This window comes from Dictyobacter aurantiacus (assembly GCF_003967515.1).
In the GTDB taxonomy this organism is placed as follows: domain Bacteria; phylum Chloroflexota; class Ktedonobacteria; order Ktedonobacterales; family Ktedonobacteraceae; genus Dictyobacter; species Dictyobacter aurantiacus.
Map to the genome: position 1 here is coordinate 5,153,909 of NZ_BIFQ01000001.1, position 13,395 is coordinate 5,167,303.

Consider the following 13,395-nt stretch of genomic DNA (forward strand, 5'->3'; position numbering starts at 1 on the left):
TAGTGTATACTATATATAGCGATGAACGGTATGATAGATCCGGGTTGAACCTATGCCTATGTGGAACATAGCATCTTTGTCCTCTTTCATACGCCTGCCGCTTCTTTTCTATGTTGAAGGTAGATGCTCAGAAGCATTGCCAGCTTTTTGATTTGCTTTGCTGACCTCACTTCGATGCTGAGTTTTGGCTGCTATAGACGCCATTTTATGGTTGTAAGCAGCTTTACTATCCTGTGGCATTTTTTAGCTGTGATGTAGTGATTATTAGTACAGAAGATTTGTATAGAATTATTGTATGTTAATAGTTTAATAGTTACTATAGCGTTGCTATAGATTTAGCAGGCAGGGCATACTTTTTTTGCGTAGTCTCTAGTTTAATAGTATGTAACTTTTTTACCTCGCAATTCGTGTACCTATGGGGAGTGGTTCCCATTGCATACATTGATGTGTTATGTGGGGTATAAAAATTAGCGCGAAAGGTCCAGTATGAAAATAGCACATATAGCACCGCCCTGGATTACCATCCCACCAAAGAACTATGGTGGAACCGAGAACGTTATCTATAATATTGTTGAGGAGCAGGTGGCGCAAGGCCATGATGTTACCCTGTTTGCTCCAGGTGATGCCCGTACATCCGCCAAACTGGTCTCTTTTTTCCCTCATTCGTTGATCGATGCTGGGGTCCCCTGGCAGGCTCATCTCAAGGCTTTCTATCATACCTATAAATCTATTGAGTATATTAAAGAGCACCATTTTGATATTGTGCATTCCCACCTCTCTTCCAGCGCTGATATGTATGCCTTTCCTTTGACGCAGCAACTGGGTACCCCACATGTGTCGACACTGCATAGTCGCTTCCCCTTTGATCGTGTGCAGGACTGGACCGGCGATGCTGACCAATATTTTCTCGAATGGATGCGACAGGTGCCGATAATCGCGATCAGTGAGAACGCGCGTGCGGAGGTGAAGTTGCCGCTGAACTTTGTTGGCGTGGTCCATCACGGTTTGCCGATGCAGCAGTTCAAGCCAACGGTCAGGCAGCCGGAAAACTTTGTGGTCTGGCTGGGACGCTTTGTGCCCGAGAAGGGCGCCCACCACGCGATCAAGCTGGCGAAGGCAGCCGGACTCCCCCTGGTCCTGGCCGGGACCATCGATCGCCATGTGCAAACCTCGATCCATTATTATGAGGAGGTTATCAAGCCGCAGTTGAACGGTCATGACATTAAATATATTGGACCGGTCAATACCAGGGAGAAGATCGACCTGCTCAGTCGTGCCCGCGTGTTCTTGAATCCGATCGAGTGGGAGGAGCCGTTTGGCATGGTGATGATTGAAGCGATGTCGGTTGGTTGCCCCGTGATCTCGTTCGCCCGTGGGGCCGCTCCAGAGGTGGTCGCGCACGGCAAGAGCGGCTACCTGGTCAATAATCTGAAAGAGATGAGGCGCGCCCTCGACCAGGTCGATCTGCTTGATCGGGCCGTGGTGCGGAAGCATGTCGAGGACAATTTCTCGGCCCGCGTGATGGTCGAGAAATATGTCCGTATCTATCAGCATATCCGCACCGCGCAGGTGATGAAGAGCGCTTCTCTCAAGCGTCCAGTCGTGGATACCCTGGTGTCCTGTGTGCCCCAGGTGAAGACCACTTCCCCGCTGTTGCCTCCGGTAGAGCCTGTAGCAACGCCCAACTATTCCCTTTCTCTCCTGCCTCAACAGAGCCGCGAGATCGATTCGGAAATGTTGCAGTAGCCCGCGTATCCGTCTTCTTCTACCCAGGCTATTCAACTCGCCGCCCGCGGGCGGCGAGGTTCACAGGATGGGATCGATGTCCGGCCTGATCTGCATGGCCGGGATGACAAAGTCCTTGATGATGAAGCGGTTGGATATCGCTTCCTGCTCAAAGGCACAGGTAGAGGCAACGACGATGTCGAGCTCGGGAATGATCCCGATCAACTGGCCCCCATAGCCAACGGCGCAACTGGTTCTCCTCCCATGATAGTCGGGTAGAAACCAGAAGTAGCCATATTTTTCTCCCCGTTCGGTTCTGCTGTGCCCCCGCCACGATTCCTCGATATACTCCGCCGGGAGGATGCGTTGCTCGTTCCAGATGCCCTGGTTGAGGTAGAGATAGCCGAAGCGCGCCATTTCACGCGTGGTGAGCTGCAGACCGAAGCCGCCGATCTGATGGCCCTGGGCGTCGTTGCTCCATAAGCCAGTCTGCTGCGAGGACCATGTTCCATAGCGGTGAGGCGCCTCGGCGCTGGCCTGGTTGTTCTGCCAGGGATCGCGATGGCGCTCCTCATCTTGCCAGATGCCAAGGGGATCGAAGAGATGGCGCCTGGCAAACGTGTGCAGGGGCATGCCGGTGCAGCGCGTCAGGACCAGGGCGACCAGGTGGGCCCCGATGTCGTCGTAGGCGTAGTGGGTACCCGGCTCGTATTCCAGTGGGCGGTCCAGCATCCTTTCGATGGATGAGGTGTCCTCCAGAAACGTTTCGATGCCGCCCGGCGCCAGTGCGTAGCCGCTGGTCATGGTCAGCAGGTGGCGCAGCGTGATCTCTTGCTTGCTGGGATCCGGCCGGCGGGCGTGGTATTCGGGGAAAAATGAGAGCAGGGGTTGATCGACACTCTGCAAGTGCCCTTCCCGCAAGGCGATCCCGACCAGGGCCGAGGTGACACTTTTTGTGACGGAGTTGACATTATGGTAGTGGTTGGGCCCCCAACCGTGATAGTATTCCTCAAAGATAATGATGCCGGAACGCACAACTATAATGCTAAGCAAGGCCGGTGTGCGCCGCGCATGCTCGTCCAGTTGTTTAAGACGTTCAATGTCGGCGCTCAATTCGTTCGGGGTGGCCGTCTTCCATGCCAGGTTTGGCCAGGAGCCTGTTACCTGCTGCTTGTCCATGCTGCTGCCCTCGTGTCTGGTGTTTGTTAGCGGGTTCCGATAAGAAAGAGGTATCGATAAGATGAATCAACTATACCATAAATCGAATGCCTGCGGGCGTGGGAACGTAGACGTCCCCATACTCTTATTTCAGTGGAGCTGCAACCGGGATGCGATTGCATCCCGGTTGCAGCTCCACTGAAATTGTGAAAGATAGGGTGTGCCGGGCGAAAGTTACCCATGCGAGATGTTTGATGCATACTTAGTTCGGCTTGCACAGGTTGACGTGCTCGTTGCTTAGAACTATTGGCCACAACGACATAGCCAATGGCGGCATCTGATATAATAGGATGTGTTGATTGATAGCGGGGAGCGCCAGGTTGAATCGTGGCGTTCCCAGAGCTAGTAGATGTGACAGCGGATTTCCCAAGTCAGTAAGGATAGGCCTGCCGGATGGAGCATGTGACAGATCAGGAACAAGAGAATAAGCATTTGAGGGAGCGCATTGAGCAGCTTGAGGCGGAGCTGCAGCATGTACGTGAACGCGAGGAGCGTGGTCGCGTCCTGCTGCAACTGACGTCTGATTATGCGTATATGTACCTTTTGCTGCCAGATGGCTCGTACCAATCCTTGTGGACGACCGAGGCGTTTACCTCCATTACAGGCTTTACTCCTGAAGAGTTTGATCGGCGTGGCTGGGAGAATCTGCAGCATCCCGATGATCGCTGGATGCATGCGCCGCGCATGGAGGCGATGCGCCAGGGGCGACAGGATACGCGCGAATGGCGCGTGATTACGCGCAGTGGCGAGATACGCTGGCTGCAGGATACCTGCTATCCGATCGTGAATCAGCACCCGTGCGATGATGATACTGTGATCCGGGTCTATGGGATCGTGCGCGATATTACGCAGCGCAAGCAGGCGGAGCTACAGCGAAACCAGATCGAGCAGCGTCTCTCTACCACCTTTGAGTCGATCGCTGACGCGGTCGTTATTTATGATCATGAAGGTCGCCTGATTCAGTATAACGATGCCGCCGGGTTATTACTGGGCTTCAATGAGCGTCCTGAATATCCTATGCAGTCGTTACAGGAGCGCTTTCAGACCATGCGGGTCACGAATGCGCATGGGCGGCCGCTGGCTGTTGATGAACTGCCGCCATCGCGTATCTTGCGGGGTGAGACGCTGCGCGGCATCACGGTCGAGGATCTGTGGATTACGACGCTGACCGGTCGTCAGATCGTTATCAGCGTGAGCGGGGCGCCTATCTATGATGCGCAGGATGGCTTGATGGGTGCTGTGCTGGTCTGCCGCGATGTGACGGCGCGCCGCAATCAGCAGTGGCGCACCAGCAAAGCGCTGGAGACCCTGCTGTCCATGGCGGAGGTCCTGGTTCGTTTGCCTGTAGCGGGTGATGGGTCCGCGCGTACAACCAGGCGTGAGAACGCTGAAGAACTGTTGCGCCTGACCTGCGATCTGCTGGGCTGCCAGATGGCCTCGATCGTTGATATCGATCCCGAAAAGGGCTTGATTCGACCGATCGCTGGCGTGGGAATGCCCGAAGACCTGCGCCAGAAATTCTGGGAGAGGGTGCCTTCCCTTTCTCTATCCGATTATATTCCTGCTCCTGATATGGCGCGCCTGCAGCGCGGCGAGCCAGTCTTATTCTCCCTGCTCGATACGCCGTCCGGTACGGTGCCTACCTTCGGTGTGGAGCAGGTGCTGGGCGCGCCGATCCGCCTGCGTGACCATCTGGTGGGCTTCCTCTCGATCAACTATGGCACCGCCGATCACCATTATGCACAACAGGATGAGTTCAGTCTGATTACGGCCATCGGGAAACTGGCCTCGCTGGCATTTGAACGTGAGCGGCTGATCGATCAGCGTTCCGCTGCCCAGGCGGCCGAAGTCGCCAGCGACCAGGCGCGTCAGCAGATGGATGCCTTCCTGGGCATGACCAATCATGAACTGCGCAACCCGCTGGCCACTATGAAGGCAAGCCTGCAATTGATACGTCGCCAGCTGAAGCTGTTCAATAATGATACCGTCTCTGTTCCAGAGGTGGCGGCCCGCATCCAGGAGCTGGTGGAGCGGGCCGAGCGGCAGGTCTCGGTTGAAACCCGGCTGGTCAATGATCTGCTGGATGTGTCACGTATTTTAGAACATAAATTGGAGCTCAAAGTACAATTCTGTAACCTCGTTGACCTGGTATCAAGGGTGGTCGCCGATCAACTATCTCTCGCCCACACCCGTACTATAGATATACATTTGCCACAAGAGGATATGGTGCCAGTGGTGGTGGATATCGATCGCGTGGGACAGGTATTGACCAACTACCTTACCAATGCGATCAAATATTCTGAGGATGACAGGCCGATTGAGGTGAGCCTGAGCGTAGAGGGTGAGCAGGCCCGTGTATCTGTCAAGGACCAGGGACCGGGCCTGACTCCAGAGGAACAGCGTCGGATCTGGGAACGCTTTTATCAGACGCCTGATCGCCAGCTCTATAGCGGCTCCGGTGGTCTTGGCCTGGGACTCTACATCAGTCAGAGTATTATTCAGCAGCATTCTGGCCGGGTCGGAATTGAGAGTGACCCTGGGAAGGGATCGACCTTCTGGTTTACACTTCCTCTTGTACGTGATTAGCAGCACATTTCCTGCTGGAGGGATGTGTAGAGAAGGATAACTGTGATGGCGATAGCCCACGAAAGTCCACTTTTGTTTATAGAAGATAATGACGATGACTACGAAGTTGTGCTCTGGGCTATGAAGAAGCTGTCGTTATCCATCCCTATCGTACGCTGTATTGATGGTGATGAGGCCCTCGATTACCTCTATCACCGCCAGGAGTTCACCCCACCCGAAACTTCTCCGCGCCCGGCACTGATCCTATTGGATCTGAATTTGATCTCCGTGGATGGCCGCGATGTCTTGCAAGAAGTCAAGAGCGATCCCGATCTGCGCATGATCCCGGTCATCATCTGGACCTCCTCCGAAGACCCTAAAGATATCGATGTGAGCTTCCAACTGGGGGCTAATAGCTATATATTGAAACCAATGAACATGAGCCAGTTGCTGGAAGTAGTAGAGACACTCAACAAATACTGGTTTGGCGTCGCCGTAACCTCCCCGGCTGCTGCACCCGAGCCACTGGATCAAAAAAGAAAATAGTTAAGTAAAGCGACGCACTACCAGACCCGCGAAACGGACATAAGGTTGCCCATCGCGCCGTGGGAGGTGCAGGAGGGCGACGAGCCCGCCTGCCGGGGGTCTGGGGGTGTCCCCCAGCCCTCCCTTCTCCCTTCTTTTCCGCGCCGCCGCAGGCGGCAAGAAAGAAATAGGGCGAACGCAAATGAGGCATTATCAATGTTCACGCTAGCGTGAACATTGATAATGCCTCATTTGCCATGTATACTTTTGGCATTCGATGATGTAGCCTGATGGTTAGAAGAAGGTAAGAGGCGATGGAAGATTTTGACGTCTTATCGACGCTATTGCAGGCGCAGGAGCCCGAGCTATACACCATCCCCACGCACGCGCAGGGGCCGCAGGGCGAACTGCCCCTGACCCCAAAGATGCTGCGCGAGTGGGCCAGCGGCGATCTCTTTGGCCTGACGCAGAACGTCGGTATGGGCTGGGAGCCCGCCAAAGTGGCCAATAAGCATATTTTGATGATCAGCACGCAGGGCGGTATCCGGGCGGAGGATGGCAGCCCGATCGCCCTGGGCTACCACACAGGCCACTGGGAGGTGGGACGCCTGCTGCGTGCCGCCGCCGGCGAGTTCAAGCACGCGGGCGCGGTCCCCTTCGCGGCCTACGTCAGCGATCCCTGCGATGGCCGCAGTCAGGGGACGGCCGGCATGTTTGATTCGCTGCCCTACCGCAACGATGCGGCGATGGTGATGCGCCGCCTGATTCGCTCTCTGCCGACGCGTAAGGCTGTGCTGGGTGTGGCGACCTGTGATAAGGGGCTGCCCGCGACCATGATGGCGCTGGCCTCACTGCGCCAGATGCCGGGCATCCTGGTCCCAGGCGGCGTGACGCTGCCGCCGGAGCATGGAGAGGACGCCGGCAAGATCCAGACGATCGGCGTGCGCTACGTACATGGGGACATCTCGCTGGAGGACGCGGCCCAGCTGGGCTGCCGAGCCTGCGCGACCCCCGGCGGCGGCTGCCAGTTTCTGGGGACGGCCGCGACGGCCCAGGTGGTGGGGGAAGCGCTCGGTATGGCGATCCCGCATTCAGCGCTGGCCCCTTCCGGTGAGCCGATCTGGGAGGCGCTGGCCACCCAGTCGGCCCGCGCGCTGCTGCACCAGGTGCAGTTGGGCATGGGCATGCAGGATGTAGTGACCGATGCCGCCGTTCGCAACGCCATGGTGGTACATGCCGCCTTCGGGGGCTCGACCAACCTGCTGTTGCACATCCCCGCCATCGCCCACGCGGCCGGCCTGCGCACCCCGACCATCTCCGATTGGCAGGAGATCAATCGCCAGGTGCCGCGGCTGGTGAGCGTGCTGCCCAATGGTCCCGTCGATCATCCGACGGTGCGCGTCTTCCTGGCTGGTGGCGTGCCCGAAGTTATGCTCCACTTGAGGCGCCACGGCCTGCTCGATACCAGCGTCAAGACCTGTACCGGCCATACACTGGACGATGTGCTCAGCTGGTGGGAGCAGTCGGAGCGTCGCCAGAAGGTGCGTGCGCGTCTGCTGGAGGCTGATGGCGTCCAACCAGATGATGTGATTATGACGCCGGAACTGGCGCGTGAGCGTGGGATGACCTCGACCGTCATGTTCCCGGTCGGCAATATCGCGCCCGAGGGCTCGGTCATCAAATCCACGGCCATCGATCCCAGTGTTGTGGATGAGGATGGGGTCTATCGCCATACCGGGCCCGCGCGCGTCTTTACCAGCGAGCGCGCAGCTATGGCCGCGATCAAGGAGGGCTCCATTCAGGCCGGTAACATTATCGTCTTGATGGGACGAGGACCCGGAGGGACCGGCATGGAGGAGACCTATCAGCTGACGGCCGCGCTCAAGTACCTGCCCTTTGGCAAGCACGTGGCCCTGGTGACCGATGCCCGCTTTTCGGGCGTCTCAACCGGCGCTTGCATCGGCCTGGTGGGACCCGAAGCCCTGACGGGCGGACCCATCGGTAAGGTGCGCGATGGTGATATCATTCAGATTGTGCTGGATCGCGAGAATCTGCATGGGGAGATCAATGTGATCGGTGATGGCGAGCGTACCTTCACTCCTGGCGAGGGGGCGATCCTGCTCAGGGAGCGCCCGCCGCATCCCGACCTGGCCCCCGATCCACTGCTGCCAGACGATACCCGGCTGTGGGCCGCTCTGCAGGCCGCCAGCGGTGGCGTCTGGCGCGGCGCCATCTACGACGTGGACCGCATCATCGCGGTGATCGAAGCTGGCCGCAAGGCATTGGATATGCCAGCACCATAGCTGAGGGAGGGCAATAATTAGGCTACACGGCTTCATGCCCAATCGGGACATACAAGGCGATAGCACGATTTGAGCACATCAGGATTTTGCCTGAAACAAACCGTGCCACGCCTTGTATAGAGCCAGCTGCCACGCGGTGGTTACGCGGCCCAGATGACGATCTGGTTGTTGGTGCTATTGATACCCGAAGACTCTCTGGTGACTATAGAGTGGCCATCAGGTGACCAGGACGCTGAGAAGATCATCCGGTTCTGGCTGGTATAGAGTCCAACCTGCGCTCCGCTGCCCGCGTCGAGGATGGTCACTTTGCTGGTTTTTGCCTGGAAGAATGGACCAGTGAAAGGCGAGGTGTACGCCGCCAGTTCCTTCCCATCAGGCGACCAGGCGAAGCCCGAAACCCCTTTATAGGTCTTGAGTAGCTTTTGTGCGTCTACATCCCAGAGCTCCATCGAGGTAAACGTACTTCGCGCCAGGTTATGGGTACCAGGCTGCCACGCAATCGCCATGGACTGGGCTTTGCCCAGCACAAAAACAACCTGTTGCGTAGCAACGCTCCAAACCACAATTTTTGAGTCATTCGAGTAGGATACGGCCAGGTACTTTCCATCGCTGGAAAAGGCCAGCGCGAGTCCGATGGGCGCCGCCTGCGCGCTGAACGTGGTTTTTACTGTGCCGGTCAGCGGATCTAGCAACACGACTTTCCCCGAGTTGGTATTGGATACATCGACCGCCAGAGATGCGCCATCCGGGCTCCAGGCCACGGAATAAAAGCCAACCCCGCTACCAAGCGGGACGGCACTGGAAAGGAGGGACTGATGCGTGCCAGAGACGTGGAGGGCCGTCGGCGTCGGGTCGTTGATGGTTTTGACGACCGCACCAGTCTGGCTGTCGACAATCACAATGCTCTGCAGATTGTTCAGCGCCAGGTATTTGCCCGTTGGTGACCACTGCACCTCACCGAGATCCGCCGCCTCTAGAGGAATCGTCATGAGATTCTTTCCGCTGGTGACGTTCCAAATGTACAGCAGCGTCCTGGCATTTTTCAGATCTATAGCCAGAGCGGCCATGCGCGTGCCATCTGGCGACCACGCGGCTGAGTTGAAGTTGGTTCCCGCCGGGGATTTTCGCGTAGAGAGTATCGTGCCGGCGGACACTGGCGTAGGCGTAGGCGTGGGCCTGGGTGCGTGGGTCGCAGTCGCCTTTGTTTTGCCAATATCCTGGCTGCCCTGCTGACTGTGATTGAGGGTCAGCATCACAGCCAGTGTGCTCACTAGCAGTCCTGCTACCAGGACAGCAGCCAGCAGACCGAGGCTGCGAGACAACCTTCTGCCCCTGGATTGCTCCGCTGAACGGGGAGATTGCATCTTACGAGTCCTTTCTTGAGAAAAACGTAGCATAGGAGCCGAATCCATCGGGCTCCGCGCCTGATTGACATCATTTTTAGCGACCTGGTGAGCCGCGATCCGCCGCCTGGCGCGCGCGAGGAAGGCCTGGTTTTGCTCGTAATCAGCCTGGTAAAAGGCCTGAAGATCCTTGACCAGGCGCGCCGATGCGCCCTGCTCATCCTCGTTCGCCGGGAAATCCCTGACGCGGCGTGTTTCTGCTTGAGCAGGCGTTGCGCCCGGTTCCAGGAGCGCTGGTTCGCCTGGCTGGTGCGAGGAGAACTGCTCAATCTGCTCATCCACGCTCTCGGGTGTGAAAAAATCGCGATTCTGTGTCATAAATGCGCCTCTTCCTGCTCCTTGTCGTAGAGCGTGCGCAAGAAATTGAGCGCGCGAGCCATGAGCGAACGCACGCTCCCCTCGCGTTTGCCCATCAACGTCGCAATCTCCGAACTGCGCAGGCCATGGGCGAAACGCAGCTGGATAGCCCTCCTCTGGCCAGGAGAGAGCCGATCCAGGTAGGTCTGTAAAAGCGTTGATTCCTCTCGCTGCAGCATGATTAGCTCAGGAGAGCGTTCCTTATCGTCGATATAGTCAGCCACCAGGCTCAGATCTAGCCCGCGCCTGACCTGTGAGCGGCGATAAGCGTCCACCGCCTTGTTCCGTGTTACCCGCCAGAGCCAGGACACCTGCTCTTTTTCGCTCATCCGGACAAACCTCTCCGTCTCAAGCGCGGCCATGAAGACTTCTACCAGTACGTCTTCTGCGGCCTCGCGCGAGCCGGTCTGTTGACTCAAATAAGCAAAAAGCGCCGGACCATGTTGTTCATAGAGACGGCCCACCGGCGAGCCATCCGCAGCGACTTTATGTGAGAGTTCCATGCTTTTCCTCTCAGTGTTTTTGAGATCTCATCTTTCCATCGCACAAAGATAAAAAAACGTTGCATCCCTCCCCATCTGTCTTTTGCTTCTGCCAAAAAGAGGAAGCATAAACAGCGATAAATACGCTTCAATGAGGGAATTGGTGAGGGGAGATAGCGTGCGTACAGGATTGTCATTGCTACATTCGGTGCCAACGAGCGGCATTTGAGGCGTTGGGGCGATGCCGCGCACACGCTTCTCTGCAAATCTTTTATCGCATGGCTCATGTGCAATTAGAGGGAAATGAAGAGCTTACTGGATGTTGCCCTTTCAAAAATGTGCCGCGGACGCTTATTGTGCTGCGCCTTTGCAAATTTAATCCGATGTCACGGCAGGCAGGCTGAGGCAGAAGCAGCTTCCCTGGTCGGGCTGGCCGCTGCTCTCAACCCAGATGCGCCCTCCCATCGCTTCCATCAGTTGCTTGCAGATGTAGAGCCCCAGTCCGGTTCCTCGTGTGGGCCCACCTATATCCCGCTTGAGGCGCACGAATTTCTCGAAGATCAGGGAGAGCTCATCGGCGGGAATACCGGGCCCCTCATCTCTTATATGTATATTCACGAATGAAGAGGACTTGCTCTGCACGCCCTCGATATGGATCTCGGTCCGGGTCGGGACGTATTTGAAGATGTTGGAGAACAGATTGTGCAGGACCTGGCGCAAGAACTGGGGATCTGCCCAGACCATGAGCTGGTCGGGCAGCTGCAGGTGGATGGTGTAGGCGGCGATCTCGGGAGCCTTGAGCTGCGTGAGCACATCCTGTAGAAAGTGGCGCACGTTGATGGCTTCAGGTCTGGCGCCTGGGATATCGCTGATGATCTCGGTGGCGTCGAGCACGCGATCAACCAGGGCGGCCAGGTCTTCCTGGCTCTCGATGGCGTGTTTCATATATTGTGCCCGCGTCGTCGGGTCCAGTCGCTCACCAAAATCGTGGAGGATCTCTAGCGAGCCCCCCAGTACGGTCAGGGGGGTGCGCAACTCGTGGCTGACGTTCAGGAGAAATTGGTCCTTGAGGGCGTTGATTTTGCGCTGCTGCTCGTAGGCCAGCGCGATCTGTTGCTCCTGTAAGTGAATGCGTAGCTGTTCCTGCTCGGCGGCCTGGACTCGCTGGCGTGCCATCCGCACCTGGTCGACCGCCGCGCGCAGCCAGCAGACGATAATACCCAGGCCCAGCGAGGTGATGAAGCCGACGATGCCCCCGACTACGAATGCCTGGTCGGGCAGTAGTCCGCGCAGGAGGAAGATGTAGGTAAGCTGGAACGCGATGCCGTTGAGCACCATGGCGGTGAGCAGGCCCCGATAGCGAAACAGCCAGCAGGCAATCACAATGGGCAGGAACATGCTGGACCCGTTATGGGTGGGAGGAAACAGCAGCCACAGACCGCTGATCCCGACAACATAGGAGAAGGTTACGAGGAGTAGTTGCGATCCCCAGGAGAGGTTCAGCCAGGTAAGTGGGATCATACGCAGTTGATGCAAGAGGATACCGATGCGCGCATAATACTTCATATATCTTCCCCTCTTATCCTAAGATCCCTTAACATAAGAATGTCTATATGTTCCGATGATCTGCATCCCTGTGCTACAATCCCCTATAATATGCACACTGCTCAGTATACCTGTTCCATGCCAAAAATGTCAAAGATTAATCGTATTAGATAGTATTTTTTTCTTCTATACATAGAAGCTGTACAGTATTTGCGGGTGTGCGTAGAGTTGATACAATATCAGTGGAGAAGGAGGGCTGTGGTATTTATGAATCGCATGGATCGGCTGACCGCTATCGTGCTGCTGCTGCAGGGGGGACCGCGTACCGCGGGAGAGCTGGCACGGCGCTTTGAGATCTCGCGGCGGACTGTGTTTCGCGATATCGAGTCGCTGTGCGAGATGGGTGTGCCGATCGTCACTACTTCGGGCCCACGGGGTGGCTATTCTTTGATGCCCGATTATTCGCTCTCTCCACTCCAGTTGACGGTCAGCGAGTCGTTCCTGCTGCGTCTGGCCTTGAGCAGCGTGGCGCGGCTGGCTGATACCCCTTTCAAGCAGGAGCGCGAGTCCCTGCTGGCCAAGATGGCGGCGGTCATGCCGGAGAGACATGCGGCTGAGGCCGAGCATCTGCTGCGCACTATCGAGCTTGAGGTGCCGCAGCGCCGCTATACGACGCCGTTTATGGGGCAGCTGATCGCCGCCGCGCGGGCGCAGGCGTGGCTAGATGTCGAGTATCGCTCTGGCCAGCGTACGTCTCGGCAGACGCTGCGCCCGCTGCTGCTCTCTTCTTCTGGCGGCTTCTGGTATTGCCGGGCCTATTCGCACGAGCGTCAGGAGGAGCGCACCTATCGCGTGGACCGCTTCATCAGCGTCAATCCCACTGACGCGCCCCCTCCCATGCTCTCCGAGTCCGCGGCGGATGTCGCTCCAGCTCTGCCCTATGGGCATCCCTCTCTACCGGAGGTGTGCATCCGCCTGACCGCCTATGGCGCCATGATCATGGAGCGCGATCCCCACCTGGGCGACTCCATCCAACCTGCCGAGGATGGCGGCCTGCTGCGCTTTCGCTGCCCGCCCTCTGAGTATCCCTGGCTGCTGCGTACCCTGCTCAGCCTGGGTCCCGACGCCGAAGTGCTGGCCCCCCAGGCGCTCAAAGACCAACTGCGCGCGGCCGCGCTGGCAATCGCTCAACGCTACTCCTAATGGTGACATAAGGTTGTCACCATTGCTGCTGTAAACTCTATCTATCAGCCGTCAATGCGCTGATCATCA

9 protein-coding genes are annotated in these 13,395 nt (G+C 57.2%); 5 read left to right on the forward strand and 4 right to left on the reverse strand.

Translation table 11 applies throughout. The features are described from left to right. The first annotated feature begins 486 nt into the window (after positions 1 to 486). A complete protein-coding gene (locus KTT_RS20665; RefSeq protein ID WP_126597791.1) occupies positions 487 to 1,746 on the forward strand; it encodes a glycosyltransferase family 4 protein in 1,260 nt (419 codons plus the stop codon). A gap of 60 nt (positions 1,747 to 1,806) precedes the next feature. On the opposite strand, the gene KTT_RS20670 is transcribed toward KTT_RS20665, so the two are convergent. Beyond that, positions 1,807 to 2,904, reverse strand: coding sequence for a serine hydrolase domain-containing protein (locus KTT_RS20670; RefSeq protein WP_126597792.1), 1,098 nt, complete (start codon positions 2,902 to 2,904; stop codon positions 1,807 to 1,809). A gap of 432 nt (positions 2,905 to 3,336) precedes the next feature. On the opposite strand from KTT_RS20670, the gene KTT_RS20675 reads away from it, so the two are divergent. The 3 genes from KTT_RS20675 (at position 3,337) to KTT_RS20685 (ending at position 8,336) form a co-directional block, all read left to right on the forward strand. Next, entirely contained in the window at positions 3,337 to 5,529 is a 2,193-nt protein-coding gene (locus KTT_RS20675) for a sensor histidine kinase (RefSeq protein ID WP_126597793.1), read from the forward strand. A 45-nt stretch (positions 5,530 to 5,574) separates the two neighbouring features. After that, positions 5,575 to 6,054 carry a response regulator gene (locus KTT_RS20680; protein ID WP_126597794.1) on the forward strand — a complete coding sequence of 160 codons (480 nt, stop codon included), beginning with the start codon at positions 5,575 to 5,577 and terminating at the stop codon, positions 6,052 to 6,054. Positions 6,055 to 6,347: 293 nt separating this feature from the next. After that, on the forward strand, positions 6,348 to 8,336 hold the full coding sequence (locus KTT_RS20685) for a YjhG/YagF family D-xylonate dehydratase (protein WP_126597795.1): 1,989 nt from the start codon (positions 6,348 to 6,350) through the stop codon (positions 8,334 to 8,336). A 140-nt stretch (positions 8,337 to 8,476) separates the two neighbouring features. On the opposite strand, the gene KTT_RS20690 is transcribed toward KTT_RS20685, so the two are convergent. From KTT_RS20690 to KTT_RS20700, 3 genes are all read right to left on the reverse strand, one after another. After that, entirely contained in the window at positions 8,477 to 10,057 is a 1,581-nt protein-coding gene (locus KTT_RS20690) for a WD40 repeat domain-containing protein (RefSeq protein ID WP_126597796.1), read from the reverse strand. After that, on the reverse strand, positions 10,054 to 10,599 hold the full coding sequence (locus KTT_RS20695; protein ID WP_126597797.1) for an RNA polymerase sigma factor: 546 nt from the start codon (positions 10,597 to 10,599) through the stop codon (positions 10,054 to 10,056). Before KTT_RS20695 ends, KTT_RS20690 begins: the two co-directional genes overlap by 4 nt. Before the next feature lie 354 nt (positions 10,600 to 10,953). Continuing rightward, positions 10,954 to 12,144 carry a sensor histidine kinase gene (locus KTT_RS20700; RefSeq protein ID WP_126597798.1) on the reverse strand — a complete coding sequence of 397 codons (1,191 nt, stop codon included), beginning with the start codon at positions 12,142 to 12,144 and terminating at the stop codon, positions 10,954 to 10,956. A gap of 246 nt (positions 12,145 to 12,390) precedes the next feature. On the opposite strand from KTT_RS20700, the gene KTT_RS20705 reads away from it, so the two are divergent. Then, positions 12,391 to 13,326 (forward strand): helix-turn-helix transcriptional regulator, encoded by a 936-nt coding sequence (locus KTT_RS20705; protein ID WP_126597799.1) that lies wholly within the window; start codon positions 12,391 to 12,393, stop codon positions 13,324 to 13,326. Positions 13,327 to 13,395 lie beyond the last annotated feature (69 nt).